Raw genomic sequence first — 23054 nt, forward strand, 5'->3', positions numbered from 1 at the left:
GCGCTTTCCCTTTCCGGCGGTTCCGACTCTATCAGATCCTTATCGGGCCTGATTCCCAGTCAGAAGGGGCTGTCATTCCGGCTGTTGGGCCGTTCCGACGAGTGAGACTTTAGCGGATTCCCTGGCTCCGACGCTAATCGGGGCTGCGCTCCTTCGAACGCGGATTCCTCATTTCGCAAAAGCGCACGGAAAGCGGGACGACGGATCGTCGCTCGCTTGGAGTGGTTCTTGCGGGATGGCTGTCCGGGGACCGACCGGGGTCGGCGCTCACGTCGGACAACCCGGAGAACAGTACGGACCAGGCAAAGCCGTGTCAACCTCGGGTCCGCCGTCGTAGTCTTGCGGGCATGACATCGCATGCGTTCACCGGTCAGTGGTGGGCCGCCTGACGGCGGCCGGCACACACGCATGCTCTCAACGGCCGCCGCCTCGGCGGCCGTTCGTGTTTCTCCCTCCGGAGGACCGGCCGCGGGTGGCGGTGGCCTCGATCAGGAGACGGAGAGGGGAACGCGGTGACGCGGATCTTCAGTGGGGTCAAGCCGACGGGGCATCTGACGTTGGGGAACTACCTCGGAGCCGTACGCACGTGGGTCGAGGAGGATCAGTACCGGGCGGACGCGCTGTTCAGCGTGGTGGATCTGCACGCGCTGACCGTGGAGCACGATCCGGCGCGGGTGCGGCGGCTGAGCCGGCAGGCCGCGACGTTGTTGCTGGCGGCCGGGCTGGACCCGGGGCGGTGCACCCTCTTCGTACAGAGTCATGTGGACGAGCACACGCGGCTCTCCTATCTGCTGGAGTGCACCGCCACGGACGGGGAGCTGCGGCGGATGATCCAGTACAAGGAGAAGGGGGCGTCGGCCCGGGCGGCCGGGGGCGCCGTACGGGTGTCGCTGCTGACGTACCCGGTGCTGATGGCGGCGGACATCCTGGCGTACGGGACCGATGAGGTGCCGGTGGGTGATGACCAGGCGCAGCACGTGGAGCTCACGCGGGATCTGGCGGTGCGGTTCAACCAGCGGTACGGGCACACCTTCACCGTGCCGAGGGCGACGCATCCGCGGGTGGCGGCTCGGGTGATGGACCTGCAGGACCCCACCGGAAAGATGGGCAAGTCGCACGCGAACGGGGCCGGGATCGTCTACCTGCTCGACGAGCCGGACGTGGTGCGGCGGAAGGTCATGCGGGCGGTGACGGACAGCGGGTGGGGCGTCGAGTACGACCGGGCGGCCAGACCGGGGGTGGCGAACCTGCTGGATGTGCTGGCGGCCTGCGGGGGCGGGCGTCCCGAGGCGCTGGCCGGGGCCTACGCGTCGTACGGCGCGCTGAAGGAGGACGTGGCCGAGGCGGTGGTGGAGCTGCTGCGGCCGTTGCGGGAGCGGCATGCGGCGCTGGCGGCCGACCCCGGGTACGTGGACGCGGTGCTGCGGGAGGGCGCCGAGCGGGCGCGGGGCATCGCGCGGCCGGTGGTGGACCGGGCGTACGGGGCCGTGGGGCTGCTGCCGCCGGGGTGAGGCGGGCGGTGCCGTCGGCCCTGCGCGTGGTGGCGGGGCCGACGGTGGGCGCGGGGTCAGCCGTTGCCGGTGGCGAGTTCGCGGCTGCGGTCGCGGGCGGCTTCGAGGGCGGCGATCAGGGCGGCGCGTACGCCGTGGTTCTCCAGCTCCCGGATGGCGCTGATGGTGGTGCCGGCCGGGGAGGTCACGGCTTCGCGGAGCTTGACCGGATGCTCGCCGCTGTCGCGGAGCATCACGGCGGCGCCGATGGCGGCCTGGACGATCAGGTCGTGGGCCTGGGCGCGCGGCAGGCCGAGGAGGATGCCGGCGTCGGTCATGGCCTCGACGAGGAAGTAGAAGTACGCCGGGCCGGAGCCGGAGAGGGCGGTGGCGGCGTCCTGCTGGGACTCGGGGACGCGGAGGGTCTTGCCGACGCCGCCGAAGATCTCCTCGGTGTGGGCGAGGTGGTCGCCGGTGGCGTGGCTGCCGGCGGAGATGACGGACATGCCCTCGTCGACCAGGACGGGGGTGTTCGGCATGACGCGGACGACGGGGGTGCCGGCGGCGAGGCGCTCCTCGATGAACGCGGTCGTGATACCGGCCGCGGCGCTGACGACGAGGCGGTCGGTGGTGACGTGCGGGGCGAGCTCGTCGAGAAGCCTGCCCATGTCCTGGGGCTTGACGGCCAGGATGAGGGTGTCGGCGCGCTTGGCCGCCTCGGCGTTGCCGACGGTCTCCACTCCGTAGCGGGTGTGGAGCTCCTCGGCGCGGTCGGCGCGGCGGGTGGTGACCAGGAGATGGGCGGTCGGCCAGCCGGCCCGGATCATGCCGCTGAGCAGGGCTTCACCGATCTTGCCGGTACCGAGGACTGCGACGGTCTGGGTCATTGCTGCTGTTCACCTCGCCGGGTGGGGGTACGTGTCGCCATCCTCGCACCGGGGGCGGGGCCGGGGCGCGGCTGTCCGAGGGGCGGTACGGGTGGGGTCGGGTCCGGCGACGATCTCGCCGTCCTCGTCGGCGTCCGTGGGGGGAGAGGCCCAGCGACTCGCAGAGGGCGCGGTGGGGTGTTGCCGGGGTGGTACGAGAGGCGGGTGGCGCGGCGGTCGTCCTTGGCCGTGAGCCGGGCCGTGAGGGGGCGGAAGGCGGCGCCGCCGATGCGCATCCCCGCCCTCGTGGACCGCGTCGATGAGCATGACGCCGATCCGGTGGGTGCCGTCGTCCTCGCGGGGGCTCCGCATGCGGCCCACATGACGTGGCCGGTCACCTCGTCGTGGGCGAGGGCGGCGCAGCCGGTCATGGCGAGGGCGGGCACGGCGAGGGCGTCCCGGACGGAGTCGGTGGTCATGCCGGGCGGCGGAGGACGTCGTTCACTGCGTCGACCGCGTACGACTGGGACCGCCCGGGGCCCGGAGGGGGGAAGGCCGGGACGAGGAGGCCGGGGGCGGGCGCCGAGGGGGGCGTCGGGCACGGCGGGGGCGAGTGGGCGGCCGGCTACGGGTCGGCCTTGCCGAGCGGCATGGCGAGGAGGCGCACCACGGGGCCGGCCGCGCTTTCGCGCCCCGCTCCGCGCAGGGTGATCGCGTCAGGAGCGCTTGGGCTTCTTGCGGGCGGCCGGGTTTCCCGCGCGGGTGGAGCGGCGCTTCTCGTACCGGGCGCGGGCCGTCTCGTACTCGGAGCGCAGCAGCTTCTCGCCGGGCGCCTCGATGAGGGAACGGAGGAAGTACGCGAGCAGGGAGCCGATGAAACCGATCGCCTTCAGGCTGCGCAGCGCGTCCTCACGGGCCGGGTCGGCGGGACGGCGGATGAAGCCCTGCCAGGTCCTGCTGAAGGCGATGGCGGTGCACACCGCGAACACCGCGACGAGCAGGGCGTTGACGAAGCCCCCCACGTCGGCGATGGCCAGGCCCTGGTGGGCGAAGCGGAGGACGAACGCGCCGGCCACGGCAGAGGCCAGGGAGCCGACGGCGACCCCGGCGCGCCGCAGCCCGTACCCGCCGTCGTGGTCGACCCAGGTCGTCCCGAAGAAGCGGAGGGGCTCGGGCTGCGGCCCGGTGGGTGTGCCGTGGGTGGTGGTGCTGGTGTGGTCGCTCACGGGGTCGATTATCCCCGGGCGGGCCGTCGGGCGGTCAGGAGCAGCGCACGGCCACGTACCCGTCGCTGCCGGTGTGCACGTAGGCGTCGGAGACGTACTGGCCGTTGGCGATGTTGTCCCAGAGGTTGGTCGTGCCGTACGGGCCGGTGATGGTCTGGCCGGGCTTCTGGCAGTTGACCGGGACGCGCACGCCCTCGGGCAGGACCTTCACCAGGCTGTAGTTCGTCCCCGGGCCGCTGCGTACGTTCAGCCGGTAGCCGGGTGCCACCGGGTAGCGCTTCACGGTGAACGTCGCGGCCCGGACGGCTTCTTCCGTTGCTTCTTGCGTCGTTTCTTCCGTCGTCTTTTCCATGGCCGTACGGCCCTCCCCCGTCGAGGCGCGTGCCCCGTGCACGCGCGCCGCGCGCAGGCTAACAAGCCCTGCGGGGATCGCACGCATCATCGACTAGGCTCCGTGCGTCGCGCTGGACGCGGGACGCGCGCGGACGAACACACACGGGGGTGGCGATGCCGCCGTTGCGCAGTACCGGACCGGCTCCCGGAGCGTTTCCGGAGGCGGAGCATCCGGAGTACGCCGGTCGGTACCGGCTGGAAGGGTGCCTGGGCGCGGGCGGCATGGGAGTCGTCCACCTGGCCAGGTCCGGCTCGGGGCTACGGCTCGCGGTGAAGGTCGTGCATGCCGAGCATGCCGCGGACGCCGAGTTCAGGGCGCGTTTCCGGCAGGAGGTCGCGGCGGCGCGGCGGGTCAGCGGAGCGTTCACCGCGCCCGTCGTGGACGCCGACCCGGATGCCGGCCGGCCGTGGATGGCCACCTTGTTCATCGACGGGCCGACGCTCTCGGCGCGGGTGAAGCGGAACGGTCCGCTGGGCTCCGTGGAGTTGCGGAGGGTCGGCGCCGGGCTCGCCGAGGCGCTGCGTGACATCCACCGGGCCGGTGTGGTGCACCGGGACCTGAAGCCCAGCAACGTGATGCTGGCCGCCGACGGTCCGAAGGTCATCGACTTCGGGATCTCGCGCCCCACCGACAGCGACCTGCGCACCGAGACGGGGAAGCTGATCGGGACCCCGCCGTTCATGGCGCCCGAGCAGTTCCAGCGGCCCCGCGACGTGGGACCCGCCGCCGACGTGTTCGCGATGGGCGCCGTCCTGGTCCACGCGGCGACCGGGCGGGGCCCGTTCGACTCGAACTCGCCGTACATCGTGGCCTACCAGGTCGTCCACAACGAGCCCGACCTGGCGGGGGTACCGGACGACCTGGTCCCGCTGCTGAGGCGGTGCCTGGCGAAGGACCCCGCCGAGCGGCCCACGGCGGACGAGCTGATGGGCGAGCTGCGGGCCGGTGAGCCCGAGGGCGGCGCGGCGGCGTTCGTGCCGGGGCAGCGGCGGGCGGAGGCGAAGGCCGACGCGGAGGCCGGGACGCCGGCGGAGGTCGGGGCGTCGGCGGAGGCGCAGGCGGGGGCCGGGGCCAGGACGGAGGCCGGAGCCGGGGCCGGGGCCGGGAGGACGGTGCGGGAGGCCGAAGCGGGGCCGGGTCGCGGGGGCGTCCCGCGCGGTGGGCGGAGGCTGCGGTGGGCCGCGGGGTTCGCCGTGCTAGCCGCGGTGATCGCGGGCGGCGTCGCCGGGCTGCGGGGCGGCGCCCCCGCGGAGGGGCCGGCCACCCGCGCCGTGCCGGCCGTCGGTGCCCCGGCGTTCCGCCCCTGGTCCACCACACCGGGCGCCACCGGCGGCGAGAGCCTGACGCCCCTGTGTGCCGCCGACGCCGGCCGCGCCCTCTACTGCACCGCTCCCGGGGTCAGGGCGGCCCGCCTCAGCCCGGCGGACGGCACGGTCACCTGGACCACGGGCGCGGCGGGAGCCGAGCTGGGCACCGTGCCCGTGATCTGCGGCGGGCTGGTCCACGTCGTGACGGAGGACCGCGCCCGTCTGGAGGCCCTCGCCCCCGACACCGGCACCACCCGGTGGAGCGTGGACGTGTCCGGGTACGTGAACGTCCTGCACTCCGGCGACACGGTGCTGCTGGTGGCGGCGGACGGCACCGTGCGCGCCCTGGACGGGGCGACCGGCGACGAACGCTGGACGAAGCGGCGGCTCGTCGCGCCCGGCGCCCAGTGGGTCACCGATGACGGGGGCGTCTACGCCGCGGCCGCCTCGCCGGACGCCTCGGCCACACGGGTGAGCGCGGTCGACCCGGCGGACGGGCGGGTGCGGTGGACCGAGCGGATGAAGGGCGCCCTCAGCCCCGTACAGGCGTCGAGGGGCGCGTTGCTGCTGCTGTCCGCCGACGCGGATCTGTACACCGACGCGGTCGTACGGCTGGACACGGCCGACCGCACCGTGCGGCGCGTGGCCCTGACGGTCCCGGCCGACCAGGCGCAGGCCGTGATGGCGGGCGACACCGTGTACGTCGTCGGGTCGGGCGGTTCGCTCGCGGCCGTCGACATCGCCGGAAGAAGCACCGGGAGGAGTACCGGGGGGAGTACCGGGAGCAGCGCCCAGGACGCGGAGCGCTGGCGTCTGGAGATTGGGGTGACGCGCGTGTCCCGCCCGGTGGCGGCGGGCGGGCACGTCTTCCTCACGGCGGCCGACGGGCGGCTGCTGGCCGTGGACGCCGGGCGCGGCGTACTGCTGGGGGCGACGAAGCCGCGGTTGGACGGCGGGCGGTACACGTTCGCGCCGCTGCTGCCCGCGCCCGCCGTCGCGAACGGCACGGTGTTCGCGACGGCGCCCGACGGGTCGGTCTTCGCGGTGCGGGCGGACGACCCGTCGGCGTGGTGATCAGCCGAGTTTGGTGACGTCCCGGACCGCGCCCTTGTCGGCGCTCGTGGCCATCGCCGCGTAAGCCCGCAGCGCGGCCGAGACCTTGCGCTCGCGGTTCTTCGGCGCGTACACGCCGCCGAGGGCCTCGCGGCGGGCCGCCAGGGTGGCGTCGTCGACGAGGAGCTCGATGGAGCGGCTCGGGATGTCGATACGGATCCGGTCGCCGTCCTCGACCAGCGCGATCGTGCCGCCGCTCGCCGCCTCCGGGGACGCGTGGCCGATCGACAGGCCCGACGTACCGCCGGAGAAGCGGCCGTCCGTGATCAGGGCGCAGGTCTTGCCCAGGCCCCGGCCCTTGAGGAAGGACGTCGGGTAGAGCATCTCCTGCATGCCGGGGCCGCCCTTGGGGCCTTCGTAGCGGATGACGACGACGTCGCCGTCCGTGATCTCCTTGCGGAGGATCTTGTCGACGGCCTCCTCCTGCGACTCGCAGACGACCGCCGGGCCCTCGAAGGTCCAGATCGACTCGTCGACACCGGCCGTCTTGACGACGCAGCCGTCGACCGCCAGGTTGCCCCGCAGCACGGCGAGGCCGCCGTCCTTGGAGTACGCGTGCTCGGCGGAGCGGATGCAGCCCTCCGCGGCGTCCACGTCCAGGGTCTCCCAGCGCTCGGACTGCGAGAACGCCTCGGCGGAGCGGACGCAGCCGGGGGCCGCGTGCCACAGCTCGACGGCCTCTGCCGAGGGCGAACCGCCGCGCACGTCCCACGTCTTGAGCCAGTCGGTGAGCGACGGGCTGTGGACGCTGTGGACGTCCTCGTTGAGCAGCCCGGCCCGGTGCAGCTCGCCCAGCAGGGCGGGGATTCCGCCGGCGCGGTGCACGTCCTCCATGTAGTACGTACGCGTCTTGGCGACGTTCGGCGCCACCTTGGCCAGGCACGGCACCCGGCGCGAGACGGCGTCGATCTCCTCCAGCCCGAAGGGGACGTCCGCCTCCTGGGCGGCGGCCAGCAGGTGCAGGATCGTGTTGGTGGAGCCGCCCATGGCGATGTCGAGGGCCATGGCGTTCTCGAAGGCCGCCATGGTGGCGATGTTGCGCGGCAGGACGGACTCGTCGTCCTGGGCGTAGTAGCGGTCGGTCAGCTCGACGACCGTGCGGGCGGCGTTCTCGTAGAGGGCGCGGCGGGCCGTGTGGGTGGCGAGGGTCGAGCCGTTGCCGGGGAGGGACAGGCCGATGGCCTCGGTGAGGCAGTTCATCGAGTTGGCGGTGAACATGCCGGAACACGAGCCGCACGTCGGACAGGCGTTCTCCTCGATGCGGAGGATGTCGGCGTCCGAGATCTTGTCGTTGACGGCGTCGGAGATGGCGTCGACCAGGTCGAGTGTGCGGACCGTGCCGTCGACGAGGGTGGTCTTGCCGGCCTCCATGGGGCCGCCGGAGACGAAGACCGCCGGGATGTTCAGGCGCAGCGCGGCCATCAGCATGCCGGGCGTGATCTTGTCGCAGTTGGAGATGCAGATCACGGCGTCGGCGCAGTGCGCCTCGACCATGTACTCGACGCTGTCGGCGATCAGGTCGCGGGAGGGCAGCGAGTACAGCATGCCGCCGTGGCCCATGGCGATGCCGTCGTCGACGGCGATGGTGTTGAACTCGCGGGGGATGCCGCCCGCCTCGCGGATCGCCTCGGAGACGATCCGGCCGACCGGCTGGAGGTGGGTGTGGCCCGGCACGAACTCGGTGAAGGAGTTGGCGACGGCGATGATCGGCTTGCGGCCGATGTCCGCGCCCGGTACACCGGACGCCCGCATAAGGGCGCGGGCGCCCGCCATGTTGCGGCCGTGGGTGACAGTGCGGGACCTCAGCTCGGGCATCGTCGCTCGCTCCTTCGGACGGATGTGACTCTTCGAGCGTACGCTCCGGCTCCAAGATCTGGACAGGCTGTCCGGATGGCGGGACGGGAGGCTCAGCCCTCGGTCAGGTAACGCCGGGGTGCCGGGCGACGGCCACGGCTGCCTCCGGGACGCTTCCACGGCCACCGGAGCCCCCCATGGCCTCCGCTCCGGCCGGGACGGCCGTGCCCCCGCCCGGTCCGGTCACCGCGGCGCCCCCGGCACCGGCGCCCCCGGGCTGAGCACCAGCGGCACGGGCGCCGCGGGCCGAGTACCCGCCGCCCGGGCACCAGCGGCCCGGGCACCAGCGGCCTGAGCAACTGCGGCACGGGCGCCCGCGGCACAGGCACAGGCACAGGCACCCGGCACGGTCATCGGACGCGGGCAGAGGAGGCGAGGTGCAGGCGGGTGAAGGCCAGCGCCTCCGCCAGGTCGGCCTCGCGTTCGGCCGCCGACATCGCGCGCCGGGTGTTGACCTCGATGACGACATGGCCGTCGAAACCGGAACGCGCCAGGTGCTCCAGCAGCTCCGCGCACGGCTGTGTGCCGCGCCCCGGCACCAGGTGCTCGTCCTTGGCGGAGCCACGCCCGTCGGCGAGGTGGACGTGGCCGAGCCGGTCGCCCATGCGGCCGATCATCTCCATGGCGTCGCTGCGGGCGGTCGCGGTGTGCGAGAGGTCGATCGTGTAGTGGCGGTAGTCGTCCTTGCTGACGTCCCACTCGGGCGCGTAGGCGAGCATCTCGCGGTCGCGGTAGCGCCACGGGTACATGTTCTCGACCGCGAAACGTACATCCGTCTCGTTCGCCATCCGCCAGATGCCGTCGATGAAGTCCCGGGCGTACTGGCGCTGCCAGCGGAAGGGCGGGTGGACGACGACGGTCGACGCGCCGAGCTTCTCCGCCGCGGCCTGGGCGCGCTGGAGCTTCGTCCACGGGTCGGTCGACCAGACCCGCTGGGTGATCAGCAGACACGGCGCGTGGACCGCGAGGACCGGCACCTGGTGGTAGTCGGAGAGGCGGCGCAGCGCCTCGATGTCCTGACTGACGGGATCGGTCCACACCATGACCTCGACGCCGTCATAACCCAGCCGGGCGGCGACCTCGAAAGCCGTCGCGGTCGACTCCGGATAGACCGAGGCCGTGGACAGGGCGACCTTCGCATCCGGGATGCGCACCACTGATTCCGACGTTTCAGCCACGAGGGACAGCCTAAGGGCACCCGCTAGCCGGTCGGGAGGTGGTCCAGCCGACGCAGGATGACTCCTTCGCGCAGGGCCCACGGGCAGATCTCCAGTTCCTCGACGCCGAACAGGTCCATCGCGCCCTCCGCGACCAGGGCTCCGGCCAGCAGCTGGGGTGCCCTGCCCTCGGAGACCCCGGGGAGGGCGCGGCGCTGCCCGGTGGTCATGAGGGAGAGCTTGGGGACCCACTCCTCCAGTGAGGTACGACTCAGTTCCCGCTGTACGTACGGCCCCTCACCCGAGCCGGGCGCGCCGGCTATCCGGGCCAGTTGCTTGAACGTCTTGGACGTCGCGACGACATGGTCCGGCCGGCCGAAGCGGGCGAACTCACCGACAGTACGGGCGATCTCCGCCCGGACGTGCCGGCGCAGCGCCCTCACGTCGGCGGGGTCCGGCGGGTCGCCGGGCAGCCAGCCGGCGGTGAGGCGCCCGGCGCCCAGCGGCAGGGACACGGCCGCGTCGGGCTCCTCGTCGATCCCGTACGCGATCTCCAGGGAGCCGCCGCCGATGTCCAGCAGCAGCAGCTTCCCCGAGGACCAGCCGAACCAGCGGCGGGCGGCGAGGAAGGTGAGGCGGGCCTCCTCCGCGCCGGAGAGGACCTGGAGGTCGACGCCGGTCTCGTGCCTGACCCGTTTCAGTACGGCGTCGGCGTTGGCCGCGTCGCGGATGGCGGAGGTCGCGAAGGGGAGCACCTCCTCGCAGCCCTTGTCCTCGGCGGTGCGCACCGCGTCGTGCGTGATGGTGACGAGCCGCTCGATGCCCCGGTCGCCGATGGACCCGTCCGCTTCCAGCAGCTCGGCGAGCCGCAGCTCCGCCTTGTGGGAGTGGGCGGGCAGGGGCCGGGCGCCGGGGTGGGCGTCCACCACCAGCAGGTGCACCGTGTTCGAACCGACGTCGAGAACTCCGAGTCTCATGCCCCGAACGCTACTGCGCCTGGCGCATACGCTTGGTGTGTGCCAAAGACGAAGAAGGCGAAGCCCGCCAAGAAGCACGAGAAGTCCCCCGTACCGCCCCTACCGGGCGTTTCCGATGAAAAGGGCCTGGACTTTCCCCGTGCGTGGGTGGAGTTCCCCGACCCGGCCGACGACGAGCAGGTTTTCCGCTGCGACCTGACCTGGCTGACGTCCCGCTGGACCTGTGTCTTCGGCAGCGGCTGCCAGGGCATCCAGGCGGGGCGCGCGGCCGACGGCTGCTGCACGCTGGGCGCGCACTTCTCCGACGAGGACGACGAGCAGCGCGTCGCGTCGCACGTGGCCCGCCTCACACCCGAGCTGTGGCAGTTCCACGCCGAGGGCACGTCGGCCGACGGGTGGGTGCAGCTCGACGAGGACGGTGAGCGGCAGACGCGCCGCTGGGAGGGCTCCTGCGTCTTCCAGAACCGCCCGGGGTTCGCGGGCGGTGCGGGCTGCGCGCTGCACATCCTGGCGCTGCGGGAGGGCCGCGAGCCGCTGGAGACCAAGCCGGACGTCTGCTGGCAGCTGCCGGTGCGGCGTACGTACGACTGGATCGACCGGCCCGACGACACGCGGGTGCTCCAGATCTCGATCGGCGAGTACGACCGGCGGGGCTGGGGGCCGGGCGGCCATGACCTGCACTGGTGGTGCACCTCGGCGACGTCGGCGCACGGCGCGGGCGAGCCGGTGTACGTGACGTACCGCCCGGAGCTGACGGAGCTGATGGGCAAGGACGCGTACGACGTGCTCGTGGAGCTGTGCGAGGCCCGCCTGGCGTCCCAGCTGCCGCTGGTGGCCCCGCACCCGGCGGACCCGGCGGTCCCGGTGGCCACGCGCCCGGCGGACCCGGCGGTCCCGGTGGCCACGCGCCCGGCGGACCCGGTGCCCCAGCGCCCGGCGGACCCGGCGGTCCCGGTGGCCACGCGCCCGGCGGACCCGGTGCCCCAGCGCCCGGCGGACCCGGCGGTCCCGGTGGCCACGCGCCCGGCGGACCCGGTGGACTAGCGCCTCCCGTCGGCCGGGCGGCTCAGCCCGGCGGGGGTTCCGGCGCCGGCTCCTCGGCGGGCGGCGGGGTGTCCGAGGGCGTGGGGTCCGGTGACGGTTGCGAGGTTGGCGGGGGCGTGGACTGCGGCGGCGTGGGCGTCGGGGTGGGCGTGGGGTCCGGTGACGATGGCGAGGTCGACGCGGGCATGGCCGGGGCCGGGGGCCGGCTGCCGGGGCCCGGGTAGGAGGGCGGGCGGCGGGCGCCGTGGCCGTCGATCTCCACGACGGCGCCCGCCGGGTCGACCCCGACGCGGGCGGTCCACGCGCCGGCCGGTTCGCGGGTGTGGTCGACGGAGACGTGCACCGTGACCGACCGGCCGGGGGCGAGGGTGCCCGAGGTGCGGTCGGCGTAGAGCCACGGGGCGTTCGTCCACAGGGACCAGGACACCGGGGCGCCGCCCGACGCGGTGAGCGTGAGCATCGTCGTGTCACCGCCGGACGGCTGCGCGGTGACCGTGACGCGGCCCGGGCCGGGGACGCCGGGGGTGGCGGGCGGGGGCGTACCGGTGCTGATCACCTCCACCGCCACGTGCGACGAGCCGGGGGCGGCGGAGCGGCGGCCGGGGTCGGTCCGGGCGTTGCCCGCGTTCTGGTAGTGGTCGGGCCGGCCGGCCGGTCCTTCCGTGTCGGCGGCCCGGTCGGCGGCCTCGGCCGCGCTGACCGAGGCGCCGTCGTGCCCCTCCCCCGTCAGCGGCGCCCCCCGGTAGGCCGCCCACAGGGCGAGCACCGGTGCCGCGACCACGGTGGCCACCACGGTCGTCGTCACCGCCCGCGCCCGCATCCGGTCGCGGCGGGCCGCGTGGTCCTTGGGGTCGAGGGGGAAACCGTCGCGCCCGAACCGCGGGCCGCCCGCCCGGGTGCGCGGGCCGTGCGGCATCGCCGCGTACGCCGCCGCCGTCCTGGGCGCCTCGACGAGCGGCAGTTTCGCGGGGGTGACGGACGAGCCGGGCCAGGGTCCGCCCGCACCGGCGCGCTCGGCGGCTCTTCGGCAGCGCGGGCAGTCGTCGACGTGTCTGACGAGTTCGCGGCGGAGGGTCGCCGAGAGCAGCAGCTGGTTGTCGCCGGTGAGCCGGGCGACCGCCGGGCAGGAGCCGGTCTCGACGACGGCGAGAGCGGCGCGCGTGCGCTCCACCTCGCAGGCGGCGGCGGACAGCAGTTCGCGGGCGGCGAAGGGGTCCATGCCGAGGACGGCGGCGACCTGCGGGGCGGCCATCCCGTGCCGTACGGCCAGCTCCAGCGCCTCGCGCTGCTCGGGCGTGGTCCCGGCCGCCTCGGGCCAGGCGAGCAGGGCCAGCTCCCGGCCGCGGCGCTCCGCCGTCCCGGGCGGGACGCGCGGGGCCTCCTCGGTGGGGGAGGAGGCGGTGGGTGCCGACGGGGCCGGGCGGGCGGCGTGCGCCCCGGCCCCCTGTTGCCTGCGGCGTCGCCGCTGCTCGCCGAGCTCGCGCAGGCAGGCCCAGCGGGCGAGAGCGTACAGCCAGGCCTTCCGCTCCGGGTCGGCTGCGGGGCACCGCCCGAACTGCCGCTCGGAGATGGCCAGGACGTCTCCGAGCGCCGCGGTCGCCGCGTCGTGGTCGCACAGCACGGACAGGCAGTACGTGAACAGCCCGTCCAGGTACGGCTCGTACCGCGCCGGCGGGCACTGGACCAGGGTGCGGGGCCCGGTCCGGGGCGTGCGACGCTCCGCCCGGTGTGCGCCGGTGGTGTGCGTGGGGGTCTCCAGCCTGCTGCTCGTCACCCGGCGACCGTAGGCAGTGGACGGCACACCTCTCGCACCCCTTCCACACTTTTAATCCTTACGGGTGAACGTATCCCTCAAAAGGGGACAGGAGGCGCACATTCCGCGCCGGTCACCCACCCGCGCCCCTGGGGTCCCGGCCGCCCCGCGCGCCCCGCCCCCGGCGGCTCGCGCGGACCGCGCGGAAGGCGCTGTCAGTGGGGACCGCTACGGTCTTCGGCATGGCTGCCCGTACGAAATCCGCCAAGGACAGGCCCTCCTACCGCTGCACCGAATGCGGGTGGACGACCGCCAAATGGCTCGGACGCTGCCCCGAGTGCCAGGCGTGGGGGACGGTGGAGGAGTACGGCGCGCCCGCCGTCCGCACCACGGCCGCGGGGCGGGTCTCCACCGCCGCGCTGCCGATCGGCCAGGTCGACGGCCGGCAGGCGACCGCCCGCACGACCGGGGTGGACGAGCTGGACCGCGTCCTGGGCGGCGGCCTGGTGCCGGGGGCGGTGGTGCTGCTGGCAGGCGAGCCGGGCGTCGGCAAGTCCACGCTGCTGCTGGACGTGGCGGCGAAGGCGGCGAGCGACGACCACCGCACGCTCTACGTGACGGGTGAGGAGTCCGCGAGCCAGGTCCGGCTGCGGGCCGACCGGATCGGCGCGCTCAACGACCACCTCTACCTGGCGGCCGAGACCGACCTGTCCGCCGTCCTGGGTCACCTGGACGCCGTCAAGCCCTCCCTCCTCGTCCTCGACTCCGTGCAGACGGTGGCCTCCCCCGAGATCGACGGCGCCCCGGGCGGCATGGCCCAGGTGCGCGAGGTCGCCGGGGCGCTGATCCGGGCGTCGAAGGAGCGGGGTATGTCCACCCTCCTCGTGGGCCACGTCACCAAGGACGGCGCGATCGCGGGCCCGCGCCTCCTGGAGCACCTCGTCGACGTCGTCCTGTCCTTCGAGGGCGACCGGCACGCCCGGCTGCGGCTGGTGCGGGGCGTGAAGAACCGGTACGGGGCGACGGACGAGGTCGGCTGCTTCGAACTGCACGACGAGGGGATCACGGGCCTCGCCGACCCGAGCGGGCTCTTCCTCACCCGCCGCGCGGAGGCGGTCCCCGGCACCTGCCTGACCGTCACCCTCGAAGGGCGCCGCCCGCTGGTCGCCGAGGTCCAGGCGCTCACGGTCGACTCGCAGATCCCGTCGCCCCGCCGCACCACCTCCGGCCTGGAGACCTCACGCGTCTCCATGATGCTGGCGGTCCTGGAGCAGCGCGGCCGGATCACCGCCCTCGGCAAGCGGGACATCTACTCCGCGACGGTCGGCGGGGTGAAGCTCTCCGAACCGGCCGCCGACCTGGCGATCGCACTGGCCCTCGCCTCGGCGGCCAGCGACACCCCGCTGCCGAAGAACCTGGTCGCCATCGGCGAGGTCGGCCTCGCGGGCGAGGTCCGGCGCGTCACGGGCGTCCAGCGGCGCCTCGCCGAAGCCCACCGCCTGGGCTTCACCCACGCGCTGGTCCCCGTCGACCCGGGCAAGGTCCCGGCGGGCATGAAGGTCACGGAGGTCGCCGACATGGGCGACGCGCTGCGGGTCCTGCCCCGCGCCCGTCGCCGCGCCCCCGCGCGGGAGGAAGCCCCCCAGGGCTGACGCCACCGCGGTGACCGGGCCACGCGCCCGGTCGCCGCGCGCCCGGTCCGGACGGCACGCGGCCGGGCAGCCCGCCGCCGGGCGGCCGCCGCCGTGACCGTCGGCCGGTCCGGTCGCGGACCGGTGGGCCCGTCCGGAACCGGTGGGCCGGTTCGGGGCCGAGGGCCCGGCTGCGGGTCTGTGGGGCCGGGTGGGTTGCGGCCGATGGGCAACGGTCGGGGCCCCTGCGGGCTCACCTCCTCGCGGCCGGCGGGGCACCCACCCGCCCCGGTGACCGTCACTCGCCGCCGATCCTCCCCCCACACCGGAGCCGTGGGGGGACCCCCAGCGGGGACGACCCTCCACGGCCCCTCCACGCCGTACGCCACACAGTTCCTCGCCGTGGCGAGATCCGGCCCGCAGACGGCATACGACCGGGGTGGGGCCGTGCAGGGTCACCCCCGCAGGGGTTGACGGCAACGGACGGGCTCCCTTTCTCGTACCCAAGGCCGCCGGCCCCGAGGAGGCGAGCCCGGAGGGGCCACACCCCACCACCCACCGGCAGCCACCGCCCCGCACACAAACCAACACCGAACCACCCGGAACCACCCCGAGCACGACCGGCCACACGGCGGGACCGCGCCGAAAACCCGACACCCGCCGGCGGCCCAGCGGCCCAGCGGCCCGGCGGCCCAGCGGCCCGGCGGCCCGGCGGCCCGGCGGCCCGGCCCACGAAACGGCTCCCCGGCCCGCGCCCAGGCCGCCGGGTCCGAGGAGGCGAGCGCGGAGGCCCACCGCCCCGCACAGCGGGAACAGGACCCCCCGGAGCGGCCCCGAGCACGTCCGGTTACGCGGCGGACCGGGCCGGAGGCCCGACGCCTGCGGGCGGGGTCGCTAGACTTTGCCCAGGTCTCGCCCATCCGTACGAGCCGGAGGAGTGCAGTGGCAGCCAAGGACGGGGCAGCAGCTCCCGGAAAGTCCGGCGCGGGCTCCGGCAATGAAGCGCTGATGCGCGCTTCCCTGAGTGCGGTCGCGCCGGGTACGTCCCTGCGCGACGGCCTGGAGCGCATTCTCCGCGGCAACACCGGTGGTCTCATCGTCCTCGGTATGGACAAGACCGTCGAGTCGATGTGCACGGGCGGCTTCGTGCTGGACGTGGAGTTCACCGCGACCCGGCTGCGTGAGCTGTGCAAGCTCGACGGCGCGCTCATCGTCGACAAGGACATCACCAAGATCCTCCGGGCCGGCGTGCAGCTCGTGCCCGACGCGTCCATCCCCACCGAGGAGACCGGCACCCGCCACCGCACCGCGGACCGGGTGAGCAAGCAGTGCGGCTTCCCCGTCGTCTCCGTGTCGCAGTCGATGCGGCTGATCGCCCTCTACGTCGACGGCGAGCGCCGCGTCCTGGAGGAGTCGGCCGCGATCCTCTCCCGCGCCAACCAGGCCCTCGCCACGCTGGAGCGGTACAAGCTCCGCCTCGACGAGGTCGCCGGCACGCTCTCCGCGCTGGAGATCGAGGACCTGGTGACGGTCCGGGACGTCACCGCCGTCGCCCAGCGCCTGGAGATGGTGCGCCGGATCGCCACGGAGATCGCCGAGTACGTCGTCGAGCTCGGCACCGACGGGCGGCTGCTCGCCCTCCAGCTCGACGAGTTGATCGCGGGTGTCGAGCCCGAGCGGGAGCTCGTGGTCCGCGACTACGTTCCGGAGCCGACCGCCAAGCGGTCCCGCACGGTCGCCGAGGCGCTCACCGAGCTGGACGCGCTCAGCCACGCCGAGCTGCTGGAGCTGCCGATCGTGGCCCGCGCCCTGGGGTACACCGGGTCGCCGGAGGCCCTCGACTCGGCGGTCTCGCCGCGCGGCTACCGGCTGCTGGCCAAGGTGCCGCGGCTGCCCGGCGCCATCATCGAGCGGCTGGTGGAGCACTTCGGCGGCCTGCAGAAGCTGCTCGCCGCGAGCGTCGACGACCTCCAGACCGTCGACGGGGTCGGCGAGGCGCGGGCCCGCAGCGTGCGCGAGGGCCTGTCGCGGCTCGCCGAGTCGTCGATCCTCGAGCGGTACGTCTGACCCGGGCGTCCGGCCCGGCGGCCGTCAGTCCTTGGTGAGGGCGAACGACGCCGGCATCACCTTCACGCCCGGTACCGCCGCCTCGACCAGGTAGGTGCCCGGCCCGGCGGCCGCCGCGGACGGCGTCGCGCAGCGCGGCGCGCTCGGACGGCGGTCCCACTCCACGGTGTGCGTGACGCTGCCGCCCGCCGGGACGCTCACCAGCAGGGTCCCGGAGCCGCGGGGGCAGTCCTTCGACGACCAGACCTGGTCGGCCTCGTCGTTCTTGATGGTCAGGACGGCGGACTTCGCCCCGAGGTCGGTCTTGCACGTGGTGGTGGAGGTGTTGCGGGCGACCAGCTGGAAGCGCGGCTTCTCGCCGGGCGCGTAACTCACCTTGACGCTGCGCAGCGTCAACCGCAGTGTGCTCGGCGCGCAGTTGGGGAGGGGGGAGTTCGCCGGGACCTGACGGCCGGTGGTCGTACCGCCGGATCCGCTGTCGCCGCCACCCGTACCGGTGCCGGATCCCGTACCGGCGTCCGATCCGGTCCCCGCGTCGTCGCCCGTGCCGGAGCCCGTGCCACCGCCGGTGCCGGGGCCTGTGGCGCCTGGTGACGAGGTGTCGCCGTTCTTCGCGCCGTCGTCGCCCTCCCCGGTGCCCGACTCGTCGCGCCCGCCCGGCTGTTCGCTGATCGCCGCACCGGGCCGGGACGGGCCGGGTGTGATCGTGGTGGCGGGAGCGGCTCCGTTGGAGCTGCCGCCGCTCTTGTTCCCGTTGTCGTCACCGGAGCTGACGAACCATACGATCAGCAGCGCGAGCAGCGCGACCAGACTCGCCGCGACTGCCCTCCGTCGCCAGTAGATGGAGGAGGGAAGCGGCCCGACCGGATTGCGCAGAGATCCCACGGCCCAAACTGTACGAGAGATCGGCGCCAACTCCCGCCCCACCCGCCGCCTGTGCACCAAGTTTTGCGGATGATCACACTCGAACGACCGGGCTCCGTTCGGACGGGCCCCACGCGCCAGGTACCGTCCGTAGCCATGAGCCAGGACCTCTATCGCGACATCACCGACTTCGCCCACGACACCCCGGGCTGGTTGCAGCTCGTCGCCGAGCTGTGGACGGAGGCCGGCCTGCTGCTGTTCGGCGTGCTGTTCCTCGTCGGCTGGTGGCGGGCGCGCCCCGCCGGGTCGCGGGCCATGGCGCTGGCCGTCCTGGCGCCGCTGGGCACGGCGTTCGGGTACGTGGTGAGCGAGCTGCTGAAGTCGGTGGTGGACGAGGAGCGCCCGTGCCGGGCGGTGGCCGGGGCCGCGCAGTCGATCGTGGAGTGCCCGCCGTACGGTGACTGGTCCTTCCCGAGCAACCACTCGGCGATCGCGGGTGCCGCCGCCGTCGCACTCGCGCTGGCCTGGCGCGGCATCGTCTGGCTGACCGTGCCGATGGCCCTGCTCATGGCGTTCTCACGGGTCTTCGTCGGTGTCCACTACCCGCACGACGTGGCGGCCGGCCTGGTGCTGGGCGCGCTGGTGGCGGTGCTGTTCGTCAGGCTGCTGACCGGGCCCACCCGGGCGCTGGCCGACACGATGCGCACGAGCCGGTCCGCCGTCGCCACCTGGCTCGCCGGGCCCGGGCCCGCCGTCCCCGTGGCGGGGACGGCGCCGGTGTCCGGCCGCGCCGCGAACCGGCGCCGCCGGGAGCCGATGCACCGGCGTTCCTGAGGAACGTGCCAGGATCGGGGGTGCCATGACTGCGATCTCCTCCTCCCCCGAGACCAGGCCCGACGCCGCCGGCCTCCACGCACCCGTGCTCGCCTGGTTCGAGCAGAACGCCCGCGACCTCCCCTGGCGCCGCCCCGAGGCGGGTGCCTGGGGAGTGATGGTCAGCGAGTTCATGCTGCAGCAGACGCCGGTGAGCCGTGTGCTCCCCGTGTACGAGCAGTGGCTCGCCCGCTGGCCCCGCCCGGCGGACCTGGCCGCCGAAGCCCCCGGTGAGGCCGTGCGCGCCTGGGGCCGGCTCGGTTACCCGCGCCGCGCGCTGCGGCTCCACGGCGCGGCGGTCGCGATAACGGAGCGGCACGGCGGCGACGTCCCGGACGACCACGCCCAGTTGCTGGCGCTGCCCGGCATCGGTGAGTACACGGCCGCGGCGGTCGCGTCGTTCGCGTACGGGCGGCGCCACGCGGTGCTGGACACGAACGTGCGGCGGGTGTTCGCCCGGTCGGTGACGGGCGTGCAGTACCCGCCGAACGCCACGACCGCCGCCGAGCGGAAGCTGGCGCGGGAGCTGCTGCCGGACGACGAGCGGACGGCGGCCCGCTGGGCGGCGGCCTCCATGGAGCTGGGCGCCCTGGTGTGCACGGCCCGGAACGAGGACTGCGCGCGGTGCCCGATCGCCGCGCGGTGCGCCTGGCGACTGGCGGGCAAGCCCGCCCACGACGGCCCGGCGCGGCGCGGCCAGAGCTACGCGGGTACGGATCGCCAGGTACGCGGCCGGCTGCTCGCCGTCCTCCGCGAGGCGGTGACCCCGGTGGAGCAGGCGGCGCTCGACGCGGTCTGGCACGAACCGGTGCAGCGCGCCCGCGCCCTGGACGGTCTGGTCGCCGACGGCCTGGTCGAGCCCCTGGACGGCGGGCGGTACCGGCTCCCGGCCGGGTGATGGGCCCGGGGGGCGGGACTCTGGCGCGCCGCGCCCCCGGCTTCGTCACACCACCGCTGTTACACAACCGATGGCCGGCCGTGCGCCCTCCGACGGTCTGCGCGGACAACCCCGTGACAACCGCTCCGTAGCGTCTTCCGACGTAAGCAGCACACGGGGTTCACGGGGATCGGAGGCGGTTCGGGATGTCGCACGGCGAGGTGCTCGAATTCGAGGAGTACGTACGCACACGGCAGGACGCCCTGCTGCGGAGCGCCAGGCGCCTGGTCCCCGACCCCGTCGACGCGCAGGACCTCCTGCAGACGGCGCTCGCCCGGACGTACGGCCGCTGGGACGGCATAGCGGACAAGACCCTCGCCGACGCCTACCTCCGCCGCGTGATGATCAATACGCGTACGGAATGGTGGCGGGCCCGCAAGCTGGAGGAGGTGCCGACCGAGCAGCTGCCCGACGCGTCCGTCGAGGACGCCACCGAGCAGCACGCCGACCGGGCCCTGCTGATGGACATCCTGAAGGTCCTGGCGCCCAAGCAGCGCAGTGTCGTCGTGCTGCGGCACTGGGAGCAGATGAGCACCGAGGAGACGGCCGCCGCGCTCGGCATGTCGACCGGTACGGTGAAGTCCACGCTCCACCGGGCACTGGCCCGGCTCCGTCAGGAGCTGGAGAGCCGAGCGGCCTGCACCGGCGCCCGCGCCCCGGAGCGTGACGGCCGTGCGCAGCGCGCGGCCGGACGCGGCCACGAACGGGGGCGGGAGCGGTGCGCGGCCTGAGCGCCAAGGACAGCGGGAGCGACGCGAACGGCACGGGCAGGATCCGGGCGGCGGGCACCACGGCGATGGCGGTGGCCGCCGCCCTCGGCCTGCTCACGGCCGGGTGCTCCACCGGTGGCACGGGGCCGCGCGACGAGGGCGCGGCCCGGGCCGACCAGGGCACGCCGTCGAGCGCGCCCGCCCCGGCGTCGTCGGCGTCCTCGCCGGTGAAGAAGGTGGACCCGGTCCGGCTGATCATGACCGACCCGAAGGTGAGCGAGCGGGTCAAGGACGACCTGAAGCCGTGCGTGGCGGACGCCTATCCCGTGGACACCTCGTACGGGACGCTGACGGACTCCGGTGCGCACGACGTGGTGGTGAACGTACTGACCTGCGGTGACGCCGTGGGCGTCGGGACGTATGTGTACCGGCCGGGTCCGGCGAAGGACGACGCCAAGGGCACGTCGTACGAGAACGTCTTCTCGCTGGAGGAGCCGGCCGTCTACTCGACGATCGACCGGGGGGACCTGGTCGTCACCAAGCAGGTGTACGCGGAGGGCGACCCGGTGGCGTACCCCTCCGGCGAGGACGTGATCACCTACCGGTGGACGGGGAACAAGTTCACCGAGCACGACCGGGTGCACAACGAGTACAGCAAGACCGTCGGGGACGGTGGCATCGACGGCCCCGCCGAGCCGACCGCGCCCGCCAAGAACTGAGACAGCACGGAGAGATACCTCGATGGCCGAGACCCATGTCCTGTTCGTGGAGGACGACGACGTCATCCGGGAGGCCACGCAGCTCGCCCTGGAGCGTGACGGCTTCGCGGTGACGGCGATGCCGGACGGGTTGTCCGGGCTGGAGTCCTTCCGGCGGCGGCGGCCGGACATCGCACTGCTGGACGTGATGCTGCCGGGCATGGACGGTGTGAGCCTGTGCCGGCGCATCCGTGACGAGTCGACCGTGCCGGTGATCATGCTGTCGGCCCGCGCCGACTCGATCGACGTGGTGCTGGGTCTGGAGGCGGGTGCCGACGACTACGTCACCAAGCCGTTCGACGGTGCCGTGCTGGTCGCCCGGATCCGTGCCGTGCTGCGCCGCTTCGGGCACGCGGGCGGGCCGGCGGGCGGGGTCGGCGGCGAGGGGAACCGGGCCGGACAGGACCAGGGCGGTGTGCTGGTCTTCGGCGACCTGGAGATCGACACCGACGGCATGGAGGTCCGCAGGGGCGGTGCCCCGGTGGGGCTGACGCCGACGGAGATGCGGCTGCTGCTGGAGTTCTCGTCGGCGCCGGGCAGCGTGCTGTCGCGCGACAAGCTGCTGGAGCGGGTCTGGGACTACGGCTGGGGCGGTGACACCCGGGTGGTGGACGTCCATGTGCAGCGGCTCCGTACGAAGATCGGCCAGGACCGGATCGAGACGGTCCGCGGCTTCGGCTACAAGCTCAAGGGATGAAGCCGCCCTCGTTGCGCACCGGTGTCAGATGGAAGATCTCGATCGCCATCGCCGCCGTGGGCGCCCTGGTCGCGATCGCGCTCAGCCTGGTCGTCCACAACGCCGCCCGTGTCTCGATGCTGGGCAACGCGCGTGACGTGCAGATGGAGCGGTTGCTGTTCGCGCAGCGGATGTACGAGTCGGCCAAACCGAAGACCGACCCCAAGTTCGGGGCGAAGCTCAACGACCCGGCGCTCCCGGAGCAGCTGGACGAGCTGATGGCGGACCGGCGGCGCGGGACGTACGTGCAGGAGCACCCGGAGGGTCCGCCGGACGTGTGGGCCGCGGTGCCGCTGGGCAACGGTGACGTGCTGTCGCTGCACAGCCAGTTCGCCAGCCGCAGCACGACGATCATGAAGGACCTGGACGAGGCGCTGATCGTCGGTTCGGTGTCGGTGGTCTTCGGCGGGTGCGCGCTGGGCGTGCTCATCGGCGGGCAGCTTTCTCGGCGGCTGCGCAAGGCGGCCACCGCGGCCGGGAAGGTCGCCCAGGGCAATACGGAGGTGCGGGTCCGGGACGCCATCGGCGGGGTGGTGCGCGACGAGACGGACGAGCTCGCGCGGGCGGTGGACGCGCTGACGGACGCGCTGAACGAGCGGATCGAGGCGGAGCGGCGGGTCACCGCGGACATCGCGCACGAGCTGCGTACGCCGGTGACCGGGCTGCTCACCGCCGCCGAGCTGCTGCCGCCGGGCCGGCCGACGGAACTGGTGCGGGACCGGGCGCAGGCGATGCGCACGCTGGTCGAGGACGTGCTGGAGGTGGCCCGGCTGGACAGTGCCTCCGAGCGGGCCGAGCTGCAGGAGATCACCCTCGGGGAGTTCGTCGAGCGCCGGGTCGTCGCGCTGTACCCGGACGCGGTGGTGCGGGTGGTGCACGAGTCGTGGGTGAACACCGATCCGCGCCGGCTGGAGCGGATCCTGGGCAACCTGCTGGCCAACGCCGCCAAGCACGGCCGGGGGCCGGTCGAGGTCACGGTGGAGGGCCGGGTGGTGCGGGTCCGCGACCACGGGCCGGGGTTCCCGGAGGCGCTGCTGCGCGAGGGGCCGAGCCGGTTCCGTACGGGGGCCAGCGACCGGGCCGGTCACGGGCACGGTCTGGGCCTGACCATCGCGGCCGGTCAGGCGCGGGTGCTGGGCGCGCGGCTCACCTTCCGCAACGCGGCGCCCACGGGCACCGCGCGGGGGGCGGGGGGCGCGATCGCGGTGCTGTGGCTGCCGGAGCACGCCCCGACGACGACGGGCAGCTTCCCGGTACTGCATCTGCCCGACACGCCCTGACGCCGGTGGCCGCCCCG

General features: G+C 74.1%; 18 protein-coding genes and 1 pseudogene. 11 read left to right on the forward strand and 8 right to left on the reverse strand.

Going from position 1 to position 23054, the window contains the following annotated elements:
- The first annotated feature begins 512 nt into the window (after positions 1–512).
- Entirely contained in the window at positions 513–1511 is a 999-nt protein-coding gene (gene trpS / locus ABD347_RS04875) for a tryptophan--tRNA ligase (protein ID WP_344356770.1), read from the forward strand.
- Between the two features lie 56 nt (positions 1512–1567).
- On the opposite strand, the gene proC is transcribed toward trpS, so the two are convergent.
- From proC to ABD347_RS04890, 3 genes are all read right to left on the reverse strand, one after another.
- Positions 1568–2377 carry a pyrroline-5-carboxylate reductase gene (gene proC / locus ABD347_RS04880; RefSeq protein WP_344356773.1) on the reverse strand — a complete coding sequence of 270 codons (810 nt, stop codon included), beginning with the start codon at positions 2375–2377 and terminating at the stop codon, positions 1568–1570.
- A gap of 695 nt (positions 2378–3072) precedes the next feature.
- Positions 3073–3582: a hypothetical protein gene (locus tag ABD347_RS04885; protein ID WP_344356776.1), complete on the reverse strand. Its 510-nt coding sequence runs from the start codon at positions 3580–3582 to the stop codon at positions 3073–3075.
- Between the two features lie 34 nt (positions 3583–3616).
- The gene (locus ABD347_RS04890; RefSeq protein WP_344356778.1) at positions 3617–3934 is read right to left on the reverse strand and encodes an SH3 domain-containing protein; all 318 of its coding nucleotides are present in this window, start codon (positions 3932–3934) and stop codon (positions 3617–3619) included.
- 155 nt (positions 3935–4089) lie between these two features.
- On the opposite strand from ABD347_RS04890, the gene ABD347_RS04895 reads away from it, so the two are divergent.
- Complete coding sequence (locus ABD347_RS04895) at positions 4090–6357, forward strand: protein kinase domain-containing protein (protein WP_344356995.1); 2268 nt, start codon at positions 4090–4092, stop codon at positions 6355–6357.
- Here ABD347_RS04895 and ilvD read toward each other — a convergent pair whose 3' ends face one another.
- The 3 genes from ilvD to ABD347_RS04910 all read right to left on the reverse strand — a co-directional run bounded on the left by ilvD (position 6358) and on the right by ABD347_RS04910 (position 10384).
- Positions 6358–8211 carry a dihydroxy-acid dehydratase gene (gene ilvD / locus ABD347_RS04900; RefSeq protein WP_344356781.1) on the reverse strand — a complete coding sequence of 618 codons (1854 nt, stop codon included), beginning with the start codon at positions 8209–8211 and terminating at the stop codon, positions 6358–6360.
- A gap of 389 nt (positions 8212–8600) precedes the next feature.
- The gene (locus tag ABD347_RS04905; RefSeq protein WP_344356998.1) at positions 8601–9407 is read right to left on the reverse strand and encodes a sugar phosphate isomerase/epimerase family protein; all 807 of its coding nucleotides are present in this window, start codon (positions 9405–9407) and stop codon (positions 8601–8603) included.
- 44 nt (positions 9408–9451) lie between these two features.
- Positions 9452–10384: a Ppx/GppA family phosphatase gene (locus ABD347_RS04910; RefSeq protein ID WP_344356784.1), complete on the reverse strand. Its 933-nt coding sequence runs from the start codon at positions 10382–10384 to the stop codon at positions 9452–9454.
- Positions 10385–10423: 39 nt separating this feature from the next.
- On the opposite strand from ABD347_RS04910, the pseudogene ABD347_RS04915 reads away from it, so the two are divergent.
- Positions 10424–11242: pseudogene (locus ABD347_RS04915) on the forward strand (DUF3109 family protein); the annotation flags it as partial.
- 208 nt (positions 11243–11450) lie between these two features.
- On the opposite strand, the gene ABD347_RS04920 reads toward ABD347_RS04915, so the two are convergent.
- Positions 11451–13202, reverse strand: a complete 1752-nt coding sequence (locus tag ABD347_RS04920; protein WP_344356787.1) for a BACON domain-containing protein — start codon at positions 13200–13202, stop codon at positions 11451–11453.
- 221 nt (positions 13203–13423) lie between these two features.
- Here ABD347_RS04920 and radA point away from each other — a divergent pair, with 221 nt between their 5' ends.
- On the forward strand, positions 13424–14833 hold the full coding sequence (gene radA, locus ABD347_RS04925; protein ID WP_344356789.1) for a DNA repair protein RadA: 1410 nt from the start codon (positions 13424–13426) through the stop codon (positions 14831–14833).
- A gap of 921 nt (positions 14834–15754) precedes the next feature.
- Complete coding sequence (gene disA, locus ABD347_RS04930; RefSeq protein ID WP_189550076.1) at positions 15755–16879, forward strand: DNA integrity scanning diadenylate cyclase DisA; 1125 nt, start codon at positions 15755–15757, stop codon at positions 16877–16879.
- Between the two features lie 24 nt (positions 16880–16903).
- Here the strand turns inward: disA and ABD347_RS04935 are convergent, their stop codons facing one another.
- Positions 16904–17764, reverse strand: coding sequence for a hypothetical protein (locus ABD347_RS04935; protein WP_344356797.1), 861 nt, complete (start codon positions 17762–17764; stop codon positions 16904–16906).
- 135 nt (positions 17765–17899) lie between these two features.
- Between ABD347_RS04935 and ABD347_RS04940 the strand changes: the two genes are divergently transcribed.
- From ABD347_RS04940 to cseC, 6 genes are all read left to right on the forward strand, one after another.
- A complete protein-coding gene (locus ABD347_RS04940) occupies positions 17900–18577 on the forward strand; it encodes a phosphatase PAP2 family protein (RefSeq protein ID WP_344356801.1) in 678 nt (225 codons plus the stop codon).
- A gap of 25 nt (positions 18578–18602) precedes the next feature.
- The gene (locus tag ABD347_RS04945; protein ID WP_344356804.1) at positions 18603–19514 is read left to right on the forward strand and encodes an HhH-GPD family protein; all 912 of its coding nucleotides are present in this window, start codon (positions 18603–18605) and stop codon (positions 19512–19514) included.
- Between the two features lie 185 nt (positions 19515–19699).
- Entirely contained in the window at positions 19700–20284 is a 585-nt protein-coding gene (locus ABD347_RS04950; RefSeq protein ID WP_344356806.1) for a SigE family RNA polymerase sigma factor, read from the forward strand.
- A gap of 65 nt (positions 20285–20349) precedes the next feature.
- On the forward strand, positions 20350–20982 hold the full coding sequence (locus tag ABD347_RS04955) for a hypothetical protein (RefSeq protein ID WP_344357001.1): 633 nt from the start codon (positions 20350–20352) through the stop codon (positions 20980–20982).
- A gap of 22 nt (positions 20983–21004) precedes the next feature.
- Positions 21005–21718, forward strand: coding sequence for a two-component system response regulator CseB (gene cseB / locus ABD347_RS04960; protein ID WP_344356808.1), 714 nt, complete (start codon positions 21005–21007; stop codon positions 21716–21718).
- Positions 21715–23037, forward strand: a complete 1323-nt coding sequence (gene cseC, locus ABD347_RS04965; protein ID WP_344356811.1) for a two-component system sensor histidine kinase CseC — start codon at positions 21715–21717, stop codon at positions 23035–23037. Before cseB ends, cseC begins: the two co-directional genes overlap by 4 nt.
- Positions 23038–23054 lie beyond the last annotated feature (17 nt).

It is taken from the genome of Streptomyces gobitricini, from assembly GCF_039532985.1.
GTDB lineage: Bacteria > Actinomycetota > Actinomycetes > Streptomycetales > Streptomycetaceae > Streptomyces > Streptomyces gobitricini.